The 21718-nt window shown below is 60.3% G+C and carries 22 protein-coding genes; 12 read left to right on the forward strand and 10 right to left on the reverse strand.

Annotated elements, in window-relative coordinates; genetic code table 11:
• Positions 1-324 precede the first annotated feature (324 nt).
• Positions 325-591 (forward strand): hypothetical protein, encoded by a 267-nt coding sequence (locus FHT02_RS20210; RefSeq protein ID WP_184091845.1) that lies wholly within the window; start codon positions 325-327, stop codon positions 589-591.
• Positions 592-1076: 485 nt separating this feature from the next.
• Here the strand turns inward: FHT02_RS20210 and FHT02_RS20215 are convergent, their stop codons facing one another.
• The 4 genes from FHT02_RS20215 to FHT02_RS20230 are packed head-to-tail and all read right to left on the reverse strand — an operon-like array spanning position 1077 to position 3696.
• Positions 1077-1805: an SDR family oxidoreductase gene (locus tag FHT02_RS20215; protein ID WP_184091847.1), complete on the reverse strand. Its 729-nt coding sequence runs from the start codon at positions 1803-1805 to the stop codon at positions 1077-1079.
• Entirely contained in the window at positions 1802-2521 is a 720-nt protein-coding gene (locus tag FHT02_RS20220) for a DedA family protein (protein WP_184091849.1), read from the reverse strand. The genes FHT02_RS20215 and FHT02_RS20220 overlap by 4 nt, the downstream gene beginning before the upstream one ends.
• Complete coding sequence (locus tag FHT02_RS20225; protein WP_184091851.1) at positions 2518-2895, reverse strand: hypothetical protein; 378 nt, start codon at positions 2893-2895, stop codon at positions 2518-2520. The genes FHT02_RS20220 and FHT02_RS20225 overlap by 4 nt, the downstream gene beginning before the upstream one ends.
• 9 nt (positions 2896-2904) lie before the next feature.
• Positions 2905-3696, reverse strand: a complete 792-nt coding sequence (locus FHT02_RS20230; protein ID WP_184091853.1) for a MipA/OmpV family protein — start codon at positions 3694-3696, stop codon at positions 2905-2907.
• 445 nt (positions 3697-4141) lie between these two features.
• Here FHT02_RS20230 and FHT02_RS20235 point away from each other — a divergent pair, with 445 nt between their 5' ends.
• The 10 genes from FHT02_RS20235 to FHT02_RS20280 all read left to right on the forward strand — a co-directional run bounded on the left by FHT02_RS20235 (position 4142) and on the right by FHT02_RS20280 (position 12708).
• On the forward strand, positions 4142-5158 hold the full coding sequence (locus tag FHT02_RS20235) for an AraC family transcriptional regulator (RefSeq protein ID WP_246352596.1): 1017 nt from the start codon (positions 4142-4144) through the stop codon (positions 5156-5158).
• A 154-nt stretch (positions 5159-5312) separates the two neighbouring features.
• Positions 5313-6287 (forward strand): SDR family oxidoreductase, encoded by a 975-nt coding sequence (locus tag FHT02_RS20240; protein ID WP_184091855.1) that lies wholly within the window; start codon positions 5313-5315, stop codon positions 6285-6287.
• Entirely contained in the window at positions 6284-6793 is a 510-nt protein-coding gene (locus FHT02_RS20245) for a DUF2147 domain-containing protein (RefSeq protein ID WP_246352597.1), read from the forward strand. The genes FHT02_RS20240 and FHT02_RS20245 overlap by 4 nt, the downstream gene beginning before the upstream one ends.
• A 327-nt stretch (positions 6794-7120) precedes the next feature.
• Positions 7121-7672 carry a class I SAM-dependent methyltransferase gene (locus tag FHT02_RS20250; RefSeq protein ID WP_184091857.1) on the forward strand — a complete coding sequence of 184 codons (552 nt, stop codon included), beginning with the start codon at positions 7121-7123 and terminating at the stop codon, positions 7670-7672.
• Between the two features lie 35 nt (positions 7673-7707).
• Entirely contained in the window at positions 7708-7989 is a 282-nt protein-coding gene (locus tag FHT02_RS20255; protein ID WP_184091859.1) for a hypothetical protein, read from the forward strand.
• Between the two features lie 108 nt (positions 7990-8097).
• A complete protein-coding gene (locus FHT02_RS20260) occupies positions 8098-8568 on the forward strand; it encodes a (2Fe-2S)-binding protein (RefSeq protein WP_184091861.1) in 471 nt (156 codons plus the stop codon).
• A 68-nt stretch (positions 8569-8636) separates the two neighbouring features.
• The gene (locus tag FHT02_RS20265) at positions 8637-9245 is read left to right on the forward strand and encodes an Isoquinoline 1-oxidoreductase subunit (protein WP_184091863.1); all 609 of its coding nucleotides are present in this window, start codon (positions 8637-8639) and stop codon (positions 9243-9245) included.
• Positions 9246-9270: 25 nt separating this feature from the next.
• Complete coding sequence (locus FHT02_RS20270; RefSeq protein WP_343057022.1) at positions 9271-11481, forward strand: xanthine dehydrogenase family protein molybdopterin-binding subunit; 2211 nt, start codon at positions 9271-9273, stop codon at positions 11479-11481.
• Between the two features lie 238 nt (positions 11482-11719).
• A complete protein-coding gene (locus tag FHT02_RS22330; RefSeq protein WP_425506469.1) occupies positions 11720-11986 on the forward strand; it encodes a DoxX family protein in 267 nt (88 codons plus the stop codon).
• Between the two features lie 215 nt (positions 11987-12201).
• The gene (locus FHT02_RS20280; RefSeq protein WP_184091865.1) at positions 12202-12708 is read left to right on the forward strand and encodes a nuclear transport factor 2 family protein; all 507 of its coding nucleotides are present in this window, start codon (positions 12202-12204) and stop codon (positions 12706-12708) included.
• A 486-nt stretch (positions 12709-13194) separates the two neighbouring features.
• Here the strand turns inward: FHT02_RS20280 and FHT02_RS20285 are convergent, their stop codons facing one another.
• The gene (locus tag FHT02_RS20285; protein WP_184091867.1) at positions 13195-14229 is read right to left on the reverse strand and encodes an IS110 family RNA-guided transposase; all 1035 of its coding nucleotides are present in this window, start codon (positions 14227-14229) and stop codon (positions 13195-13197) included.
• Between the two features lie 251 nt (positions 14230-14480).
• On the opposite strand from FHT02_RS20285, the gene FHT02_RS20290 reads away from it, so the two are divergent.
• Positions 14481-14783 (forward strand): hypothetical protein, encoded by a 303-nt coding sequence (locus FHT02_RS20290; RefSeq protein ID WP_184091869.1) that lies wholly within the window; start codon positions 14481-14483, stop codon positions 14781-14783.
• Between the two features lie 407 nt (positions 14784-15190).
• On the opposite strand, the gene FHT02_RS20295 is transcribed toward FHT02_RS20290, so the two are convergent.
• From FHT02_RS20295 to FHT02_RS20315, 5 genes are all read right to left on the reverse strand, one after another.
• Positions 15191-15589, reverse strand: coding sequence for a response regulator transcription factor (locus tag FHT02_RS20295; RefSeq protein WP_184091871.1), 399 nt, complete (start codon positions 15587-15589; stop codon positions 15191-15193).
• Positions 15590-15598: 9 nt separating this feature from the next.
• Positions 15599-17197, reverse strand: coding sequence for a sensor histidine kinase (locus tag FHT02_RS20300; RefSeq protein WP_184091873.1), 1599 nt, complete (start codon positions 17195-17197; stop codon positions 15599-15601).
• Between the two features lie 255 nt (positions 17198-17452).
• Positions 17453-17731: a hypothetical protein gene (locus FHT02_RS20305; RefSeq protein WP_184091875.1), complete on the reverse strand. Its 279-nt coding sequence runs from the start codon at positions 17729-17731 to the stop codon at positions 17453-17455.
• 7 nt (positions 17732-17738) lie between these two features.
• A complete protein-coding gene (locus FHT02_RS20310; RefSeq protein ID WP_184091877.1) occupies positions 17739-18284 on the reverse strand; it encodes a cellulase family glycosylhydrolase in 546 nt (181 codons plus the stop codon).
• Positions 18285-18634: 350 nt separating this feature from the next.
• The gene (locus FHT02_RS20315) at positions 18635-21166 is read right to left on the reverse strand and encodes an ATP-binding protein (protein WP_184091879.1); all 2532 of its coding nucleotides are present in this window, start codon (positions 21164-21166) and stop codon (positions 18635-18637) included.
• Positions 21167-21718: the final 552 nt, after the last annotated feature.

Below are 21718 nucleotides of genomic sequence, written 5' to 3' on the forward strand. Positions count from 1 at the left end.
CACATGCTGACCGCGAAGACGACCATGCTCCCGGCAACGTATCTCAGATGCCCCTTGCAACCGACGCGATTAGACGACCTACGGCAGCTTTTGGGAAGCGCGCGGGCAGCCCTAAACGGCAGCTGCTGGCGCCTAGCTGCCGGGCGGCGGACGGGGTCCTAAGACCCCTTGCCGTATGGCGCACCCGCTTGGCGGGCATGCGCTAGAGGTTTGTAGTTCAACAGTTAAGGCTGACCTTGGTACAGGTGCTCAACTCCCCCCGCGTATAGAGCAGATGCCCACAACCGGAGGGTTTCGCTGGCACCTTACCCTAAGGGTCGATCGATGAGCCGAAACAAGCACCAGTTCAAGCCCCCTGAAGCCGCCCCGCGGCGTTTGCTGGCGAGAGCGATCATAGGTCTCGTCGAGCTGTTGACCAGCGGCGCCGCGTTCATCTGGCTCTGGACCTCGGAGCAAGGCCAACACCTTTGGGTGTGGATCGCGATCGGAGTCCCTCTCTTACTCGCTTACGTTTTCCTCGGAGGCTATGTCCGGCACCGGCTGGGGGTGCTCAAGACTTCATTGACCGACTATTCGCCGCCCTCACCTTGAGGCCCGGTCTGCTCTAAGCGCCACCATAGCCGGTAGTGCGCGCAGCAACGTTATGTTGCTGTTATCGGGGCTTGATCAGCGCCGCAAGACCTTCAGGAGCGCCGGCCATTCGAGCAAGCTTTGGATACCGCAGTGTTCCCACCTTTTATCGCTCGATCCAACGTCTTTTCGTCCCGCTCCACTGTAAGTACAGCCTGGCGGGTTGATGCAGCGCGAACTGCAGATAGCAGCGCTTCACGAGTATACGGTTGGGCATTGACGGCCAATCTTCGCTCCGAGCCGCAGTCCGCCGCGAAACGCAGGGGCCGCCGATCTGGGCCGTGCTGCCGTGTAGGCGATCGCCGCCAGAACCGCGGTCGCACACAGCGGTCGGAGATGGTTCCTCAATCGAACGGAACCTGATTTTGGGTCTTCTGGTACGCGGCAGCTATTCTCGCCAAGCCTGGAAGAGGAGGAGCTCGATCGCATCTCAAGTGTGTCAACGGTCAGGCCTGAGCAGTGGGTCTGACGACCAGTTCCGCGACATTTACTTCGGACGGCTGTTCTATCGCGTAAGCGATCGCGGCCGCGATCACGTCGGGCGACATTGCAAAGGAGCCTCCAGCGGCGATCTGCTCGCGAAGCCTACCGTCGCGGATATGATCCGCGAGGCTTGTTGCGGTGTATCCGGGTAGCAGCGTCGTGACGCGTAGCTCACCCGCAGTCTCCTGGCGAAGCCCCTCGCAGATCGCGACGACAGCAGCCTTGGTCCCGGCATACACTGCCATGTTCGGCACGATCTTCCTTGCCGCGGTTGAAGCGACGGCGATGAAGTGCCCCGCCTTCTGCCCGCGGAAGATCGGCAGGGCCGCGGCGATGCCCCAGAGTACGCCCTTGATGTTCACGTCGACCATCGCGCCCCGATCATCGAATCTCAATTCATCCATGGGGCCGATCGGCATCGATCCAGCGTTTGCAACAAAGACGTCAAGGCGGCCGAAGGTGTCGACAGCGTGGGCGGCCAAGTTTTGATTTTCTTGGAGGCTCACGACGTCGATCTTTAGGCAGGTGGCGTCTCCGCCGGCCATGCTTATCTCGTCGACGATGGTGCGAAGCTTGCCTTCGTTTCTAGCCCCGTGGACGACCTTGGCGCCCCTGGCAGCAAGGTAGCGCGCAGCGGCCTCGCCCATGCCGCTGCTGGCGCCAGTTATCACGATCACGGCATCTTCTATCATCGCTTGAAGCTCCAGTTAGCAGGTGCGAAATGCTGGCGAGAGAGCAGCCGATGATGACTTGCGACAAACCGTAACAAGTCGCGTGAACGTGCCGCCAATGACCTCGACAAAAGCACTGCTCCAACAAGGAAGCCGAAGCCGAACGTGATCAACGTCGCGTTTGACGACCCTGTCAGGCGCACCATTACGTAGCCGAGCGACATGAAGGTCATGTTCCAAACGGAGAGACCTGCAAGAACCGAGATGGTAAGCCTGCGTCGATCATGAAGCATGGTGCCCGCAACCATCGGAGCGAGGAGCCGCGCTCCCGGAAGAAGCTGCGCAATGAAAGGAAGCGAGGAGCCGCGCTCCCGGAAGAAGCTGCGCAATGAAAGGAAGCGAGGTGCTGCTCCGGCGGTTTTCCGAAGATATCGCCCGAGCCGATCGCGGCGGTGAAGAAGACGCTGCATACGACCGCCTCCAGTCTTCCGGCCGGCGATGCTGACGCCGAAGCTGTACGCCGCGAAAGCCCCGGTGCCACCACCAACGATGGAGGCTGCTATGGCAGTGGGAAGGCACCACAAGCCATCTGCAGCGGCAACGCCAATTGCCGCGAAGATCCCTTGGGATGGCAGCAGCGGCACCATCCGCTCAACAAGCGTCACCACGAAGATGCCCGCCAGTCCGAGTGGAGCGATGATTAGCATCGCCTCGCCAAGCGGGTCGCTACCGATCATGACGCAACTCGCAGCGAGACGGCTGGAAACATCAATGACAGATCGTTCCGGCTCCATCCGACCTTCGCAGCAGCCGTGATGAGATCTGCGCGGATTGTGTCGATGCCACGCGTCAATGACGCGCTGATGGCGCGGATCACCTCGAGCCGCGGATCAGCGAGCGGTCTATGAGTTTTCCTGCCAAAAAGATAGCCGAGAAGGAGGGGGCGCTGCCGTGCGGGAAGAACGGCCGCAGGTTCCCCCGGCATCCGACCGATCTCGATCGCCGCTGCGACTAGAGATGTCAGGTCGAAGCCGTTCTTTTGAGGGACGGTGACCGCGGAACGCTCAGCCTGTGTAGTGAGCAGCGATGAATTGACGGGTGATTGGCGCATTATCTCACCTCAGAAGCGGTAGGAAAGCGTGACGCCGCCAAGTGGCTGCCATCGGCTGCCTAGTTCGGTGACGGGACTGTCAGCGATGTCGCCGACGAGGTAGGTGGCGCCCGCCCGAGCGATCACGCCGAAATGGCGATCGAAGTAGTAGCCCGCGCTGAGGCCTGCTCCCACATCGCGAATGCCTGATCCTGGCCGATAGGCGTCAAGACCGCTTCGGACCGCCTCGCCCGCCGGGACACCGAAGTAAGTGCGCGTATAGTCGGCGTTTGCCCAGGTCGTCTGCACGTCCACCGTGACGAAGGTGTTCGGCTTGCGAACCGCTGCGTAGCTGGCACTAGCGGTCGCAAGAAGCCCTTTATGCGTGTTCGACACGTCGTGTACGGCAGTCAGATCCAGTAGAAGCGAACCTTGCCCAAGCCGATCGCCGCCGAAGCGATAGCCGATGAAGGCACCTGCCTCGATGGCGGCGTCGATCTCGGGAAGGAGGCCGACGGGTCCGTCGACGCCGCTTCGATCAAGCCGTGCGCCGATCACAGGTCCGATCGCGAAACGCGGATCAGAAACCAGGTCCGCCCGCGCCCGCAGACCGCGAAACTCGAAATTGATGCCTTGCCAGCGGATGTCCGCGAGCACGAAGGGGATGGCGCGAACGTCGCTCGAGCCATCATATTCTGGCGCGACGCCTGCGCCAATGGCAACCTGGCCATGAGGTACGCCACTGGGCGCGGCTTCCTGCGCCACGATGGCCGAAGGCAGGCACGCAGTGCAGATGCCGACGAAGGGAAGGATGAAGCGCATCGGAGGGTCCTTTGTTCGGAATGGTGGCGGTCACCGGAGCCACGAGGCGGGGAACCCAGTGCCTCCGGTGACCGGACGCCGCCCCGGGGATAGGGGGAGGACGGCGCCGTTCGGATCGGCAGGTAAGGGAGGGGGCCGCCCTACAGACCCGATCTCAAGCTGTGTTGGTGGCGCCGGCACCTCGCTACCTATTCAGCGCGCAATAATCAGCTGATCAGTACGACTGGCCGAAGCGTCGCTAAGGTAATTGGCTGCGTTGAAGATTAGATAAAGAAGAACTGGCGCTAGATACATGGAGGCTGCCTGCAATCCACTTAAAAGCTCGACGGGGTTGCTCTGACCAATTGTGACCTGTGGAGCGTGGGATCTTGACCGAATGTGTTGGTCTGTCATAACTAAACCGCTTGACCTTGATCTGACACCGTCAGGCTACAGGAGCAGTTCCATGGACCGAATGCCCGATACCGCGAAAATCTTGCCTTTTTCTGCAGACGAGCGCAGTTCAATAGCTATGAATAGCCCCTCGCCAGGGCTGCAAAGCAGCGGAGAAGGTCGCACTCCACCGGCGCTTTTCGACGCCGCGCAGGAGTTCCTGAGGTCCAGGGGCGGAGGTCAGGGGCACTTTCAAACACCAATGACCGGCGTTCACATCATGCGCTGCTATCAGGAGATCCCGCAAATGCGCAGGATCTATCGGCCATCGCTCTGCGTCGTTCTCAAGGGTGCCAAGCAGATTCTGTTCGGCGAAACGACCTTGATCTACAAGGAGATGGAATGCCTAGTCGTCAGCGTCGAGCTCCCAGCAAGCGGCCGGATGATAGGGGCCAGCCCTGAAAACCCTTATCTGGGTATGAGCATAGACTTTGATGTGGCGATGCTGAAGGAGGTCATGCAGCAGCTGGCAAATCCGCCGCGACCAGCTCCAGCCTCGGGGCCCTGCGTGTTTGTCGGTCAAGTCGACGTACCGCTGACCGAGTGCGTCCTGCGCCTTACCAGAATGGCGATGACGCCTGACGCGGCCCAAATCCTCTATTCATCTGTGATGCGCGAAATCTGCTACTGGCTGCTGACAGGCCCCTATGGGGCCGAGATCGCCAAGCTGACCTTGCCGGACTCCCATACGGACCGCGTCGCGAATGCCATCTACTATCTTCGGGACAACTTCGCTCAGACGCTGCGCGTCGAGCAGCTGGCGGAGGTTGCCCGAATGAGCCTGTCATCGTTCCACCAGCACTTCCGGGCCATGACATCGATGACGCCAGTGCAATATCAGAAGCAGTTGCGGCTGCTCGAAGCGCGGCGGCTGATGGTCGCTAATGCTGCCAACGTGTCGGAGGCTGCCTATCAGGTCGGCTATGAAAGCGCTTCACAATTTAGCCGGGAATATTCCCGAAACTTTGGCGTCGCGCCAAAGCAAGACGTGATGAACTACAAGGCGCTGGTGGCTCGCGGGGCGAGGTAGGACGGAGCAGCGCGATCAAACGCATGTCTGATCCGGTTCCAGGCGTTCGACCCAGGATTGGGCAAGTCTTGTGTGGCATCCGGCATGGAGGAAGAGCTGGATCACAGTAACTTGTGAGCGGTCGCCGACACCGGCTTCTTGAAAGGCAAGTTCCATGACCCGCTGGACCGCTTCCGACATTCCGTCGCAAAAAGATCGCTTGGCCGTTGTCACTGGCACTAGTGGTCTCGGCTATGAGGATGCCCGCGCACTGGCTTGCGCCGGTTGTGAGGTCATTCTGGCGGGGCGTGACCCTCGCAAAGGCGCTATCGCCATAGACCGCATTCGGCGCGACGTAGCTGGCGCAAAGATCGGATTTGCACAGCTCGACCTTGCAGAACTCAGCTCGATCCGCGACTTCGCAGATCGCCTGGCGAAGCAGCGTAAGAGTGTCGACATCCTGATCAACAACGCAGGAGTAATGATCCCGCCGCAACGCAAAACGACGGCGAACGGCTTCGAGCTGCAGTTCGGCACCAACTATCTCGGTCACTTCGCGCTCACGGCACATCTGCTGCCTCTCCTGCGTGCGGGCAGCGATCCCCGCGTCATCTCGTTGGCGAGCGTCGCGGCTCCGGCCGGTGCCATCGACTTCAACGATCTGAACGCCGAGAAAAGTTACACCCCTATGTCGGTATACAGCCAGTCGAAGCTGGCCTGTCTGATGTTTACCTTCGAATTGCAGCGACGCAGCGACGCCGGCGATTGGGGAATTACGAGTATCGCATCGCACCCCGGCATCGCGCGAACCGATCTGCTGCACAACGGTCCCGGACGCTGGAGTGCACATGGAGTTGCACGTACCATCCTGCCGTTCCTCTTTCAGCCTGCGGCACAAGGCGCACTTCCGACGCTGTATGCTGCGACCTCGCCAGATGCTGCGGCCGGCGGCTACTATGGTCCTGATCGTCTGGCCGAGACGCGTGGCTTCCCGACTGCGGCAAAAGTACCACCGCAGGCATTAAACAAAGCCGTCGCGGCACGGCTGTGGGAGGTGTCCGAAGCCATGACTGGCGTGCGTTTCGCGTCACCTTCGCTCGACCGACGCAAGCCTCATCTTGAGGAGGTCTCTTCACTCGCGGCGGCATGATCGCTTGTCTGCGTTCCAATTTCTTCGAGGAAACGACAATGTTGAAAACGGTCATGGCGCCGCTGCTCCTGGGTGCGCTCGCGTCGAGCGGGACAGGCATTTCGGCGGCCTCAGCCCAAGTAGCTGCAGCGTCACCGCTCGTTGGGGTCTGGCACGCGCAGGACGGAAGTCTGAAGATCGAGATGTTCGATGCTGGAGGTAGCTACTCAGGTCGTAGGCTCTACGGACGCCGGGTTATGGAGGCGGACGGCAGGAGCTTTACGCGAGACGTTCACAATCCAGACCCAGCGCTTCGAGCCCGGTCGCTTCAGAACGTTATGGTGGTGAAGGGTCTGAAGTGGAACCCCGGCAGCCGTCGGTGGGAGGGTGGCAGTCTTTATGATGGCTCCTCTGGGCGAACCTATTCCGCGCATGTCGAACTTGAGAACGGCAAGATGGAGTTGCGCGGCTATGTGGGATCCCCCATGCTTGGTCGTACAGTCATCTTCAACCGTGTAGCTGGTTGAACACCCCAGTCATCGCTGTCGTCTGTGCTTTCGTGCGAACGGGATCAGGACACGCCCAACAATACGACGGAGACGTGTTGCGGCAGCCTGCTGCACCTCGACGCCACTTGTCTGCGGAACCAAATCATGCCTCCACGTCGGAACTCGATATTGCCGCTATTGAGCCGGGTTTGTTCAGCCCAAAGGGCGCCAGGCCCGGGACCCTTGGCAAGCGCTATACCAACCCACACTGGAGTGAACTCACTCCGCGCCACACTTCTACGCAAGGTAAGGACAGCAACCGGCGGGGAATCAAAGATCCGCTTCTGGTCCGACGGAGCGAAGTTCATGCTCGAGTGGTTGCGCCGGCCGCTTGATACCGCCGCGATCGCCCCGTCGGGGCAAGCCTTGGCGTTGCTGATCACCCGCGAGATCGATGGATCTTCGGGAGCGGTTCTCGAGCTTGGCCCCGGCACCGGCGTCTTCACGCGGGCTCTTACTCGGAGAGGAGTGGCCGAGCGCGATCTTACACTCGTCGAACAGAGCCCGGCCTTCGTCGGACTGTTGAAGAGCCGCTTTCCAGCATCGACAATCCTCAACGCCGATGCGGCTCACCTTCACCAAGGCACACTGCTGGCTACGCAGCAGTTCGGCGCGGTCGTATGCGGGCTCGGTCTTCGCAACATGACCTCGTCGCAAGTGGAGGATATCATCCGAGGGAGCTTCGCCGTGCTTGCACCGGCGGCATCCTTCTATCTCTTCACATATGGGGCCCGCTGTTCGGTTCCCGATGACGTTTTGGATCGGCTCAACCTCTCCGCCGAGAAGGTGGGCTCGGCGCTGCGAAACTTCCCCCCTGCGTCCGTCTACCGGCTTCGACGGATTGGGAGCGTACAATGAAGGATAAGTCGGTCTGCGTTGGGTCCTATCGTACCATGATGATTGAGATCGTGTTGCGGTGTGTCGGCAACCTGATCGTAATTGGCGCTCTGCCGTTCAGGCTAGGCCATTTGGGAGCGCCTTTGTGGTATCTGCCGATCTACGCTGCCGTCGCGGGATTGATGCTGACCGTCGCCGAGGATTTTAGCTTCGCACGAGAGTTGTTCTTGCGTGCCGACGTACGCAGCTACATGCGAGTGCGGATAGCGATCATTGCGGTGCTTGGCGCAATGCCCTTTGTTGCCGGCATGGCTCTGCACCTGATCACAGCCGGCTGACCTGATAACCTTGCAGGATTAGGCACATTATTCGTTGGATCCGGCGTTCGCCGCACCTCTTGCGAAGCCTATCCTCGGGCTATGATCAACACTGTGGTGGCCTAGCTCATGGCGTATTCCCTTTGGGTCAACGGTAAGACGCATCATGTCGATGAGGACGGCCAGACGCCGCTACTTTGGGTGCTGCGTGATGCACTGAAGCTGACGGGGACGAAATATGGCTGTGGTGTCGCGCAATGCGGTGCCTGCACAGTGCATATCGATGGCCAGCCGGTACGCTCCTGCTCGTTTCCGCTCGAGGCCGCTTCCGCTGCGCAGATCGTCACGATCGAAGGGTGCGACGGGGCAGAAGCTAACGCAATCCGAAATGCCTGGGTGACTCGGGATGTGCCGCAGTGCGGCTTCTGTCAATCAGGGCAGATCATGAGCGCGGTGGCGCTTCTACGCGCCACTCCTGCGCCAAGTGACGCAGAAATCGACTTAGCGATGAGCGGAAACATCTGCCGCTGCGGCACCTACAACCGGATCCGCGCCGCCATCCATGATGCTGCAGGACAGGTGAGGTCCACCCAGTCATGAGGTGGCGACGTGCGCAAGGCGAGCGTCGACGCTTCGGGTGCTTCTCCATCCTGGCGTCGCTTATCGCAATGGTCGTACTCGGCCTTGCCATGATCTTCCGTCCTCAGAGCATGCCAACATCACAGTCGCTGCTCGCTGCGCAGGCACAACCGCGCGCCTCGGCTTTGCGGCGGGCATCATCGTTCGCGTCGATCGAGGATCCGAAGACGCGATCCCTCGCGCTGTTCCAAGAGGCGGGACGAGTGATCGAGCATCCGCGCTGCATGAATTGCCATCCGCGCAGCGACCGCCCGACCCAGACATCGGCCATGCGGCCCCATATGCCATGGGTCACCCGCGGTCCAGACAATGCGGGTGCGCCGACCTTGCGGTGTGCAACCTGCCATCGCGACGTGAACTTCGAGGCGTCTGGGGTTCCCGGCAGCCCGAAGTGGAAGCTCGCTCCGATCGAGATGGCCTGGCAGGGTGAGACGCTCGGTGAAATCTGCCGACAGATCCTCGACCCGAGCCGATCGCACATGAGCCGGGCCCAGCTCCTTCACCATATGACAGAGGACGAACTGGTTGGCTGGGCTTGGCACCCCGGCGGCAACCGAGAGCCCGCTCCTGGCTCTCAGGCAGAGTTCGGCTCCCTCATCAGCGCGTGGTTGGACACGGGTGCTAAATGTCCCGCCTGACCCCCTGCAGAGCAGGAGATTGCTCGTGACCGACGCCCCGGCATCAAAACGCCGATTTCAGATGACCCGTCGCAAGATGATCCTTGGCGGGACGCTGGCAGGTGGCGCCCTCGTCATTGGCTACACCGCCACTCACCCGATGCAGGCCGCGGGCGCGCTTTTGTCCGGCGGAGGCCCTGAGCCAGAGGAAAGCGCCTTTGGTTCCTTCATCCGGATCAGTCCGGACGGCTGGGTGACGGTCGTAAACAAACAGCAAGAACTCGGGCAGGGGATCCACGCTGGCTTGGCTGCGATGATCGCTGAGGAGCTGGATGCGGATTGGGATCGGGTTCGGGTCGTCAGCGCTCGCGCGAACTTCCGTGCCTACGGCCCTCAAATCACGGCGGGCTCGAGATCAGTTGCAAGCAACTGGAATCCGATGCGCAATGCCGGCGCCGCGGCACGTGCTATGTTCGTCGCGGCGGCGGCGATGAGATGGAGTGTGCCCAGGCGCTTGATCGACGTGCGCGACGGCGTGGTCTCCCACGGCCCATCTGGACGCTCAGCAACATTCTCGGAACTTCTCGCGGATGCAGGGCGCCAAGCGACCCCTCAAACTCCGGTGCTCAAGGAGGCCAAGGACTATCGACTGATCGGGACCGACCGTGTGCGGCGCAAGGACAGCCTGCCCAAGAGCATCGGCGCGCAGATCTACACGCAGGACGTGCAGCTGCCTGATTTGCTCGTCGCGATGGTCGCCCACAGCCCCCGCTTCGGCGGCCGTCTTGCGCGGTTCGATGCAGTTGCGGCGCGTAGCGTGAGGGGCGTTGTCGACGTGTTCGCGATCGAGACCGGGGTAGCTGTGGTGGCGAAGAACACGTTCGCTGCCCGCCGAGGCCGGAATGCCCTGACCATTGAATGGGATAACAGCGAGGCGGAGAAGCGCTCCACTGCCGACCTCGTCCGCTACTTCCACGACGTCGCCGCAGGTCGTACCGACGTCGAGCCGAGCGACTTTCACAGCAAGGGAGAGGATCCGGAAGCGGCGTTCTCGGCGGACGCGGTCGAGTTCAGCTTCGATTTCCCCTACCTCGCTCACGCGCCGATGGAGACGCTCGATTGCGTCGCCCGAGTTGATGGCTGGGATGTGAAGATCATCTCCGGATCACACCTTGCTACGGTCGATCAGGTGCAAGCGGCCCGCGTTGCGCTCACCGTTCCCGGCCGCGTTGACGTCGACGTGATACCGGCCGGTGGCTCTTTCGGCAGACGCGGCATCATGGGCGCCGACTATCTGGTCGAGTGTGTGCGGATCGCAAAGAGAATGCCGAGACGCCCGATCAAGCTGATCTGGACACGTGAGGACGAGATGTCGTCCGGGTTCTTCCGACCGATGAGCCATCACCGAGTGCTGGTCGAACTCGGCAAAGACGGCTTCCCGGCACGCTGGCGGCACCGCACCGTTTCGCAGCCGCTGCTGCCGCTAGGGCCTAATGCCCAGGCGGTCGAAGGCGTCGCAGAATCCCCCTATCTCGCCGCTGCCAAGGTCATCGACGGCAAGATCTACTCTCCTACCTTTTCGGTGCCGGTCGCTTTCTGGCGTTCGGTCGGTCACTCGCACAACGCCATGGTGATGGAGCACATAGTCGACCAGCTCGCCCGGCGGGTAGGTCGGGACCCCGCGGGGTATCGCAGAGCCTTGTATCGCCGTGCAGGCGCCAAGCGGCATCTTGCGGTGCTCCATGAACTCTGCCGCAGGGCGGGTTGGGGCACGGGTCTAGAGGCTGGCTGGGCACGCGGCCTGGCCATCCATGAATGTTTCGGCACGGTTGTTGGCCAGATCGCCGAGGTCCGCATCGATGAGGGCAGACCAATAGTCCGTCGGGTCGTCGCCGTCGTTGACTGCGGCATCGCCATCTCACCCGACCAGATCGCTGCACAAATGGAAGGGGGCATTGGCTTTGGTCTCTCTGCCGCTCTTTTTGGTGCCGTGACGATAAAGGATGGCGTCGTGCAGGAGACCAACTTCGACAGCTATCCCGTCATCCGCATGAACGAGATGCCATCTATTGAGACCTACATACTGCCCTCGACTAATCGGCCGACGGGAATGGGGGAGCCCGGTGTACCGCCCATTGCACCAGCCATCGCGAACGCAATACTTGCTCTCACCGGCAGTCCGACAAACAGCCTGCCAATGTTGCAAGCCGGAGCGAGCAATGGCGGCTTCTCCTTCCCTCATAGAACGGTGGCTTGAAGATGTCTAAACTCACACTCCCGCCCACCCGCAGGCCTCCACGCTCTTCACCTGTATTGCTGTTTCCGGCGCTTGAGGGCTTTTACGCGCGAGGCAGGGCAATGACTTACGTGATCCTGCGAGCCGCTTTCGGTCTTACCATCGTGACGCATGGCATACCGAAGCTCACCGGTCGTGCGCACGGATCGATGGCTAACCCACTCCAAGGATCAACCAACCTGATCGAGCACAGCTTGGCCTGCCATTCGCGGCAGAGTTGGCCGTTTTCGTCGCGATGCTGGAGACGTTTGGAGGGCTGGCGGTAGCCATTGGCTTCGCCACAAGAGTATTTGGCCCCATGCTTGCGATCCAGATGCTGACAATCTGTGTAGCACTGGGACCAACGTATCCTTGGATCGACAGAGGGATTGAATATCCCATACCCCTCGGCTGCATTGCCCTCCTGATTACGTTTTATGGCTCCTCGCCCTGGTCAATAGACGGTCTCAAGGGGCGCGAGCTTTAAGGTCATGATACCGCCAGGTCGCCAAATGCGGCATCACGTTGAATGCTCTCGTTGTAACATCAGTACCATCCTCTCTGAGTACGAGCAGTTCTCAGGTGAACTGTCTCACTTGCAAAAACTGTTCACACCTTCGCGCCGTCCTGCCGCGGTGCGATCCTTTTCGTAGAAGCGGAACTTGATTGACGTTGAAACCATGCACCCGAAAGCGAGAGAACATGGCGAAACATTTTAGGATTGCTTTGCTCCCGGCTGCCCTACTTGCCTTTCTTGCGTCAGCGACAGGAGTAGCGCAGGATGCGAGACCTGCGGACACGGCGAAAGAGGCGAGCAATCGCACGCTAATCGCCGACGCATTTGGCCGCTGGTCGGCAGGCACGGGTGACGTGTTCAGCCTGCTTGCGGACGATGTCGTCTGGCATATCACGGGCTTCGACCCGGCGGTTGCGCAGACCTACCACAGCCGTCAAGCGCTGCTCGACGCGGCCGCTAGCCCGCTGCGCGCTCGGCTGAGTAAGCCGCTCAAGCCAACGGTGCGAAGGATTTGGGCCGATGGTGATGAGGTATTGGTTCACTGGGACGGCTCTGCACCGTTCAAGGATGGATCGCAGTACCGGAACACCTACCTCTGGATCATGACAGTACGTAACCGACGAATCGTGGCTGTCACCGCATTCCTCGACAACGCTGCCTTTGCAGCTGCCCTAGCAAAGCCAACACCGTAAGCGCGCGAGGGTGGCTTAGGAAAGACTTCCGCAGATACGATGATTATCCTTGCCGCCGCGAGCCGTTCAACTGAGCACTAGGTTAATGGGCGCTTGGGCCTGAAGCTGCTGACTGCAAGACCTGAGCTAACGATCGCATTTGAGAAATGTGAGTTCGCATGCAATCGGTGGTGATCGCTTCCGCCCACCTATTTCGACCACGACGCTAATGTGAACGGATGGCATCTGTGGACGCCCCTTCGGATGCAAGCGGTAAATTCGGGTATGTTGGCACGTAGTCGGATGCTGTCATCTGTCCGGCCTCGATGAGCAGCGCCATAGCTGCGGGCCAGTATGGGAGTTCGCGGGCCGGATCCATTTCAGCTAATCGCGCTTGGGTAGCGCTCTGCCATTCACTGGTTCTTCCGGCCCCGTCTCGCTGACTGTTGTGCCATACCCTCCTTCGATCCGCCTACGTCCCCGACGCCTCTGGCTGCCGCCGCGGCTTTATGCCGCTGCCACTGCCGGAGCCCTGTAATCCTCTTCCCTCGTGAGCAACGCCCAGACCATGCGCGCCATCTTGTTGGCGAGCGCCACCGAGACGAGCATGCGAGGTTTGCGTGCGAGCATCCGCTCCAGCCAGGAGCCTGCTGGCGCGCCGTGGCGACATGCCTGCCGCACCACCGAGCTGCCGCCGATGATGAGCAGCCGCCTTATCGTGCGCTCTCCCATCTTTGAGATGCTGCCCAGCCGCTGCTTGCCGCCGGTCGAGTGCTGTCGTGGCGCAAGCCCGAGCCAGGCGGCAAAGTCGCGGCTCTTGCGGAAGGTCTCAACGGGCGGAGCGAGCGCGAGGATTGCCGTAGCGGCGATCGGGCCGATGCCGGGAATAGTCATCAGCCGCCTCGCCGCCTCGTCCTCCTTTGCACGTCGTGCGATCTCGCGATCGAGCGTGGCAACGCGCTTGTCGAGCTCGGCCAGCAGGTCGACCATGAGCCTGAACATCGGCAGTGCCGCCGCAGGCAAGGTCGACGCCATCTCCTCGTCGTCGAGCATATCCGCGAGCAAGGTCATGTGCGCGGTGCCGCGCGGTGCCACCCAGCCATATTCCGTCAGGTGACCGCGGATCGCATTGATGAGCTGAGTCCGCTGCCGCACAACCAGGTCGCGCGTGCGGAACACCAGCCCTGCCGCCTGCTGCTCTTCACACTTCACCGCCACGAAGCGCATGCCGGGCCGCTGCGCTGCCTCGCAGATCGCCTCCGCGTCTATCGCGTCATTCTTGTGCCGCTTTACAAACGGCTTCACGTACGCCGGCGGGATCAGCCGCACTTCGTGACCCATCGCCTGCAACTCGCGCGCCCAGTGATGCGCGCCGCCACATGCCTCCAGCGCCACCACGCATCGTGGCTGCCCCGCAAAGAACTCGAGCAGCTTGCCCCGCGTCAGCTTGCGACTGAACACCGTCGCACCGCGCTCGTCAGCCCCATGCGCATGAAAAACACTTTTGGCGATATCCAGACCGACTGTGCTAACTTCCAACACGGACGCCTCCCTCAAGTGGTGATCAACACCTCCACTTCGGCACATAGATGCCGTCGGGGGGCGTCCACCCCATCAGCTAACGGGAAGCAGGGAAGGGGCCTTGAAACGGCAGCTCGTGGCGCCTAGCTGCCGCGGCCACGTTGCCTACTTCCGACTCTGAGAGCGCACCATTAGCTTTGGTGCGAGCCGCTCCTGAGCACAATTCGGAGTAGATGAGAATGGTCCCGTTTCCGACGCGCATATGTGCGTTGATGTTGATTTTGATATGTACGTTGACGCTGCTGCACTCGCTATTCGCAACGACGCTTGGGATTCTGCTGGCCTTTCCCGGTTCACCGATTGGAACTGTCGAAAGAAGTGCGGGCGTGTTTGCCATGATCGTCACTCCTTTGACCTTAGTGATCGGCATCGTTCTGGCCTCAAAGGCCGCCCGCACTCGTGAGCTCGACGACTTAGCTAAAGCTGCCTTACCAGCGTTACTCGGCTTGCTGTGTCACATTGTCATCTTTGTTTGGCTCACCAATCTTCCGGCAAATCCCGCTGCGTTTAGATGATGCGGCCTCAACACAATCGTAGCTCCTTTTCATGATACGACTTGCTTTTACACCTCCCGTCTTACTCTCAAGGTGACACGAGCCTGCTCAATTTAAGTGTTTGCCGCCGCCGCACGTGCTGCGACAGCCGCTCGCTCGTCCTCCGCGACGTTTGACGTCAAGTCTGCATGTTCACGCTGAACAAACGTCAGGTTTTGGGAAGGAGAGGAGGGGCTCGGAACGACAGCTACTGGCGCTCAGCTGCTGCATCTCAGACGGCCGCTACTCGACCGCTGCTTCCTACCTCCCGCCTCCGGAGCGCCACAAACCTGTAGAGGCGCATAGGATCCGAGCGCGATTGCGCCACAGCAGCTACTGCGACCGCAACTGCTTTTGGCGTTCATCGCCTGTGGTCATTACGCCCGCAATCATGAACGTCGGGAGCGGTGACTGCTTTGCAGGCGCATCACGCACCCGCTAATCTTTGCCATCAGAATATCGAGATCTACGGGCTTCGTGAGGTAGTCATCAGCTCCCGACGCGAGTCCCGAAAGCGTGTTCTCTCTGTCCGTCATAGCGGTGAGCATTATCACTGGTGTGTTGGCAAACTCCGGGTGATTCAGCTGAAGCTCAGCGAGAAAGCCGTGCCCGTCCATAACGGGCATTGATACGTCACAGATCACGATGTCTGGCCAGTGGGCGAGGAGCTGCTGGATCCCTTCCTCGCCGTTCGAGGCCTCAATTGTGCCGAAGCCGGCGTCCTGCAACTCCTCCACCAGGAGGTTACGGATTTCAACTTCGTCATCGATGCAGAGGATCTTGATCATGTATTGCTCCTACGTTGCCTCTTTGGGTTGGCTTGATTGACTTCTATACGGAAGGCTGATGGTAAAGGTTGAACCCTTACCAATTTCACTCACAACGCCGATAGTGCCGTCGTGGAGCTCCACAATCTCGCGGACGATGTTCAGGCCAATGCCTGTACCTGCGATCCCTGTAGCGCTCTGTGCACGGAAGTACGGCTCGAAGAGGCGTGGTACATCATCTTCGCCCATGCCAACGCCAGTATCCTGTACACTGACGTGCACAGTGTCTTCGTCGCACCATCCGCGTACATAAATATCGGGCGACTGAGGCGCGTACTTCACCGCATTTGAGAGCAGGTTTGAGAAAACCCTCTCCATCGCTGACGGGTCGAGATCATAAATCGATGGGATCTCTCCCCATTCGATGTGAATACGATGAAGAGGACTCAACTCCTGACGGCGCATGACCGCCGCTTGAACCAACTCAACTATAGAAGAAGGCTTTTTGGAAAGCTCAATGACGCCGGTCTCTAGCCTGCCAGCGGCCAGTATGCTCTCCATTAGCTCGACCATGCGAGCTACACTTCCTCTGATCTGCAGGGCCTTCCCAGCGAGATATTCAGGAGAGGGCGCTTCCCTCAGCCTTCCGAGGCGCTGTGCTGCCGCGTCGATGATCGTTAGGGGCGTGCGGAACTCGTGGGACACCATCGCCACGAACCGCCGCTGCGTCGCGTTTGTGTCTCGCTCTTGCTGAAGCAGGCGAGCCAATTCCACGTTCTTCTGCTGAACCTCGGCCGTTCGTGCGTCGACAAGCCTCTCGAGCTTTTCCTTGTGCTCGCGCAAGTGAGCTTCGCTCGCGACCAGCGCCTGGAGAGCGGTGTGGCGGTCGTGAACATCTTCCAAAAGGCCATACCACCTGATGATCGACCCCGAAGGTGAAACACGTGCAGCGGCTCTGCTCCGGTACCAACGATCAACCCCGTTGGGCGCTCGTATACGGTACTCGACGTCAAGGGGGGCGCCCGTTTGAACTGCCAAGTTCCAGCTGTTGACGACATGAGGAAGATCATCGGGATGAACGACGTTCATCCAGCCCGTTCCGCACGCGTCATCCACTGACCCACCGGAAAGTTGCTCCCATCCTGGGCCAACTTCAACAACTCTCCCGGCAGCATCTGCAATCCATGGCGTCTGCGGGTGGAGCTCGATGAGGGAACGATGATGTTCCTCGCTTGCTCTTAGAATATGCTCTGCGCTCCGAAGCTCGGTAACATCTTCGATCACTGCGAGGACCATGAAGGTAGGTGTCTCGCAAAATGGCACGGGGACCCGCCGCTTCTGCGTGACGAGGGTGCGGCGACTTCCGTCGGGAGCCGTGATTTCCTCTTCGAACAGGCGTTCCTCCCCGCTGCGGAGGACATGCTCATCGACGGCCCAAATTGCGTCGGCTTCTACGCGCGGGAGGAAGTCATGGTCTGTTTTGCCGAGTAGATCCTGAATGCTGCATCCGATCATGCTGCATGCACGATCGTTGGCGAAGACAAAACGATGGTCTTCCCCCTTGGCTACGATGGGGTGGCGTGCGCGCGCAAAGAACGAAGCGACGATCTCATATGCGTTTGTGTTCATGTCACCTCGCGGTACCTAGCATGCTTCTCATTCACCCATGCTCAACGCGGGGGTGCATGGCATCCACGCGGGCCAGTCCGCCGCGTGGGACCATAAGCAATCGCACCCATTTAGATCTGGTTTGAATCGACCTCAGTTCTTCCACGGTGGAATGGCTTATCGCGATGCGGCGAGCGCTGCGATCCAAACAGATGCACGATACGAAAGGCATGCCTTTGCGGCTCGTTCGGCGCCGTCTGCAGAGCGACTATCTCATCACTGTCCCAGAAGCTGTTGTGTGTAGGCCGGTATAGCCGCGGTGAAGCGAGTGGCTTTCGCTGGCTCGATCTTGAAGTGATAGCTTTCAGGCCAAATTCGCCCACCGCCCCACCAGGTGATGCCAAGAAGGACGTCGCTGTTTGCCTTAACATCAGCAATGGCGTTCTGCCCAATGCCCGTGCAGGTCGTATCGACCCCGTAGCTGGATCCAAACGCCGCCTCAGTGACGTACCCCTTCAGTCCGCGCTTGCGCAGCTGCGCTGCGAAGGTGTCCAAGCCGCTGTTAGCCCCCAGATCGTTTCACAGATCTTGTTGGTGCCGCTGGATCCCTTGTCCCAGTACCGGTGAGCATTGATGTAGGTGCGATTGAGCGGATCAAGTGGCCCGTTCGTTTCACAATCGATAGCGCAACCAGCGCTATCACAATCCCGGAGATTGGCTCAGCCTTATCAAAGCGGAACGCAGCGGACCACTGCGGGTACTGAATAGCCATTGGGTGATTGACGCCGTTCTTCGGCAACCCAGATATCACCAGCTTCGCGTCGCGGATCCACTGCATCCAATCGTTCGTGAGGACGGGATCGTTGAAACCGCCTGGCTCATTGACCAGGTCAAGAACGATCGAGCCATCATCGGGGAAGTTGCGCGCGAAGGTCGTCCAGAACGAAACCTGCTCCTGAACGGACTTCCACTGGTAGGTGTGGTTGTCGAGGATCATTCGAACGCCCCTCGAGCGTGCGTACTCCGTGAGCGTGCGCAGCTCATTGATCCGTGCGGGTTTCCCGTAGGACGTCTGGAACTTAGCGGAGGGAGTGCGGGAATGCTTCACTCCAACCGGAGCTGCGACAGTTAGGTCTTGCGAGTGCGACTGCCGGCGAGAGATCCGAAGCAGCCGGCGGAGAAGCCGTGACGTGCTTACGTGTCTCGCTCCCGGTGAGCGTCGCTCCGGTGATTACGCTCGACAGCCAAAGAAGCTCTTTGGCGGGGTTCTCGAATATTAATCTACGGCTTTTGAGGCGCTCAAGCACCCTCTTATGGCAGATTTTGGCGCACAGCGGGCCCCGAGCGCTCGCACTGACAGCACGCGGCCCGCGAACTCACTGGTCGACTGGTCGCACAAATCGGAGCTGAGGGATGCTAGCGACAGATTAGGTCAAGTGGCGCGACCCCCGCGCTGGCTCAGGCCGCTTCAAGGAGCGCCTCAGTGACTTCGCGTACCAGCGCGGCGCGTTCTAGGCGTGGCGCTGCTTCTAAGGCGTCCTCAAGTTCGGCTGCACGTGCACCTAGTTTTGCCTCCTGAAACATGCCTGCGGACCCAGCAAGCTTGTGCAGCAGCGCCCGCAGTTCGGAGACTTCTTCATCCTTGAAGCTGCTTAGCCTGCCGATCCTGTTCGCACATGCCAGCAGTTCCAGCTTGCGCGAGCGATACCGCTCCTGCAGGGCGGGTGCGATCATCAAAGCGCCGGGTGCCTGAGCCAAGACACCAGCGGCTCCCTTTTCTCCGAGCACTGGTGCCCACCGAGCGATGCTGCCCGCAAGCTGAGCCATCTGAATGGGCTTCGCCAAGTGCGCCTGCATTCCTGCGTCCAGGCACGCGGCGACATCGTCCGCGTAGGCATTCGCAGTCAGCGCCAAGATCGGCAGCGTTTCGCCCGCTGTACGTATCGCGTGGGTCGCTTGGATGCCATCCATCACCGGCATTTGCATGTCCATGAGGATCAAATCGAACCGCTCGCCCCGCTTACCGGCATCTACGACGGCTTCGACGGCTTGCGCACCATCTGCGACCGTGAGGAACTGATGTCCAAGCTGTGTTAGCATCGCCTCCATCAGGGCCTGATTAACATCATGATCCTCGGCTAAGAGCACCTTAAGTTGCCGAGGTGCAACGGTCTGCGGGTTGCCCGCCGATGCTTGACCGGCAGGTGCTTCGGCCGCGGTAAGCGGCAGACGCAGCGTGAAGGTGGTGCCGCTGCCGACGGTACTTTCAACGGACAACATGCCCCCCATTAGCCCCGCCAGTCGGTTGCTGATCGCAAGACCCAACCCGGTGCCGCCAAATCGCTGGGAGGTGGACGCCTCAGCCTGAACAAACTGCTCGAAGATGGCTGAAAGTCGCTCGGGAGCAATGCCAATTCCGGTGTCAGATATGGCGAATTCGAGAGTAAGTGGGTTCGCACAACGAGCGCGGAAGGTAACGCTGCCGCGCTCGGTGAACTTCACTGCGTTGCCAAGCAGGTTTAGAACAATCTGACGTAGACGTAGTCCATCAATAAGTACAAAAGGAGGCAGCTCCGGCGCGATGTCGAAGTCCAGCGCTAAACCCTTCTGCGATACGGCAGGTTGGATCAGTTGCAGGCAATTCCGCAGAGCATGACGCAAATCGACCCGCTCTGAGGCAATTTGCATCTGGCCGGCCTCAATTTTCGAAATGTCGAGAATATCATTGAGCAGGCGCATCATCGCTTTGCCCGAGTCCACGATCAACTGCACTTGGGCCTGCTGCTCGGGATTCAAATCGCCGCGAAGCAACAGGTCGGCAAAACCCAGAACTCCGTTCATTGGTGTACGGATCTCATGGCTCATGTTGGCCAGGAAGCTGGACTTGGCTGCCACTGCCGCTTCTGCGCGTTCTCGCGCAGAGCTCAATTCCAATTCCATTGCCTTGCGTTCAGAAACGTCGCGCAATGAGGCGATTATCTCGACCGGAGCGCCGGAACCAGGTTTGCGCACGAGGGCGCAATTGGCCTCGATCCAGGTGTTCTCGTTCGGCCGGCCCGTCGGGAGGATCCTGACGGTGACTACGCCACGTTCGACCTGCTGCGACATGAGCAGCTCGCGAAACTCCATCATTCTGTCGAAATCTTCGGCATGTACCGACATGCCAATCTGTTTACCTACGAGGTTCGCAGGTTCGATCCCCAGCACATGCCGTGCAGAGGGGGAGGCATAGATGCAGTTGCCTTCAAGGTCGATGCGCAGCACCGCATCAGTCGCGTTCTCCGCGAGCAGCGCCAACTGCGTCTCCGCCGCTTCTCGCGCGGCCACATCGACCATCAGCTGATCGTTTGCCGCCCGCAGTGCCAACAGCCTTTCTCTGCGCTCCCGAAATACGAGGGCAGAGAGCAGCATGACCAGCAGCGCGCTTGCCCCAAAGGCGACCTGAACAGGTTTCTGAAATGCCGTTGCGCGCGCAAGCCGCGCGGCAAGATGTCCCTGCTCGACCCGCTCCGCCTCTTCAACAAGAGCAACCCAACGTAACATCGTCTTACGGCTTTCGGCGCTGGTCAGCACCGCTCTTGCCGCTTTGTCCTTCGCTGCCAGCTTGAGCGAGATGCTTTCCTGGATTTCGGCCAGGCGCCCACGCATCAACACGTTCAACAGCCCGACACGTCCTGCCTGCTGCGGATTATCTTGCACCAGTGTCGAAACTGCGTGGAGAGCATCAGTGACGTTCGCGCTCGAGTTACTGGCTCGTTCCCAGGTGATCGCCCCATCAGAGAGGAGGTACCCCCGGCGATACACCTCGGCGCGAAGCATGGCGATGCGTAGCCGGGATAGGCGATAGCTTACCTCGTAGGTGTGGCGCACCCACCCATCCGCGCGGTACTTCTGAACCCCTAGCCACATGCCAGAGGCCGCGCACAGCAACAGCATGAACACGCCCAAAGTCAGCAGGATCTGATTACGCCGTTTAGCGAAGCCGCTCATTCCGTTGTCAATCTCGAGCTTACCAATTCTCTCCTTATAGGCTGCCGCGGCAGGCCGGCCCGAAGGTTGCGGCTTTCCCCTAAGTCAAAGGTTTTGCTCGTTCGTGTGAGCTGCGCCTCGCGCTGCGTCTAGACTCTACACTCTGGCGCTCGCAGCGTGCTGGTGCGCACAAGTGCCACCACCGTGGAGGCAGTCTCGGTCTTTAGCTACCGGCAGCGACCCCATAAGATGGATCGGGCCAGAAAAGGCGCTCCAAGCGACCTAACGATTGGCGCGCCCCGAAGATGAACGGAGGGCAGCTCTTTGGAAGCGCTAAAGCAGGCTGCAATGGCAGAGTTTGGCGCCGAGCTGCCGCGCGGGCCTTGATGAATGAACGTCTGAAGTCGGGGAGCGGGAAGGGCGGGCTAAATGACCGCTTCTGAGTCCTTGCGGGCGCGGAGCTGCCGGTCGGCTTCCGCCCAGTTTTGGTCATTGGCGGCCCGCAAACGAGCCGCCAATAGCCGTCGTTCGGTGCGGCCCAGCTCCTATCCGGCCTTGTAGCGGAAGACGATC

Origin of the sequence: Sphingomonas xinjiangensis (assembly GCF_014199255.1) — a bacterium.
Taxonomy (GTDB): domain Bacteria; phylum Pseudomonadota; class Alphaproteobacteria; order Sphingomonadales; family Sphingomonadaceae; genus Sphingomonas; species Sphingomonas xinjiangensis.

Coding starts and splice junctions, on each gene's coding strand:
- FHT02_RS20210 (WP_184091845.1), top strand. CDS start 325: ATGAGCCGAAACAAGCACCAGTTCAAGCCCCCTGAAGCCGCCCCGCGG.
- FHT02_RS20215 (WP_184091847.1), bottom strand. CDS start 1,805: ATGATAGAAGATGCCGTGATCGTGATAACTGGCGCCAGCAGCGGCATG.
- FHT02_RS20220 (WP_184091849.1), bottom strand. CDS start 2,521: ATGATCGGTAGCGACCCGCTTGGCGAGGCGATGCTAATCATCGCTCCA.
- FHT02_RS20225 (WP_184091851.1), bottom strand. CDS start 2,895: ATGCGCCAATCACCCGTCAATTCATCGCTGCTCACTACACAGGCTGAG.
- FHT02_RS20230 (WP_184091853.1), bottom strand. CDS start 3,696: ATGCGCTTCATCCTTCCCTTCGTCGGCATCTGCACTGCGTGCCTGCCT.
- FHT02_RS20235 (WP_246352596.1), top strand. CDS start 4,142: ATGGACCGAATGCCCGATACCGCGAAAATCTTGCCTTTTTCTGCAGAC.
- FHT02_RS20240 (WP_184091855.1), top strand. CDS start 5,313: ATGACCCGCTGGACCGCTTCCGACATTCCGTCGCAAAAAGATCGCTTG.
- FHT02_RS20245 (WP_246352597.1), top strand. CDS start 6,284: ATGATCGCTTGTCTGCGTTCCAATTTCTTCGAGGAAACGACAATGTTG.
- FHT02_RS20250 (WP_184091857.1), top strand. CDS start 7,121: ATGCTCGAGTGGTTGCGCCGGCCGCTTGATACCGCCGCGATCGCCCCG.
- FHT02_RS20255 (WP_184091859.1), top strand. CDS start 7,708: ATGATGATTGAGATCGTGTTGCGGTGTGTCGGCAACCTGATCGTAATT.
- FHT02_RS20260 (WP_184091861.1), top strand. CDS start 8,098: ATGGCGTATTCCCTTTGGGTCAACGGTAAGACGCATCATGTCGATGAG.
- FHT02_RS20265 (WP_184091863.1), top strand. CDS start 8,637: ATGGTCGTACTCGGCCTTGCCATGATCTTCCGTCCTCAGAGCATGCCA.
- FHT02_RS20280 (WP_184091865.1), top strand. CDS start 12,202: ATGGCGAAACATTTTAGGATTGCTTTGCTCCCGGCTGCCCTACTTGCC.
- FHT02_RS20290 (WP_184091869.1), top strand. CDS start 14,481: ATGTTGATTTTGATATGTACGTTGACGCTGCTGCACTCGCTATTCGCA.
- FHT02_RS20295 (WP_184091871.1), bottom strand. CDS start 15,589: ATGATCAAGATCCTCTGCATCGATGACGAAGTTGAAATCCGTAACCTC.
- FHT02_RS20300 (WP_184091873.1), bottom strand. CDS start 17,197: ATGAACACAAACGCATATGAGATCGTCGCTTCGTTCTTTGCGCGCGCA.
- FHT02_RS20315 (WP_184091879.1), bottom strand. CDS start 21,166: ATGAGCGGCTTCGCTAAACGGCGTAATCAGATCCTGCTGACTTTGGGC.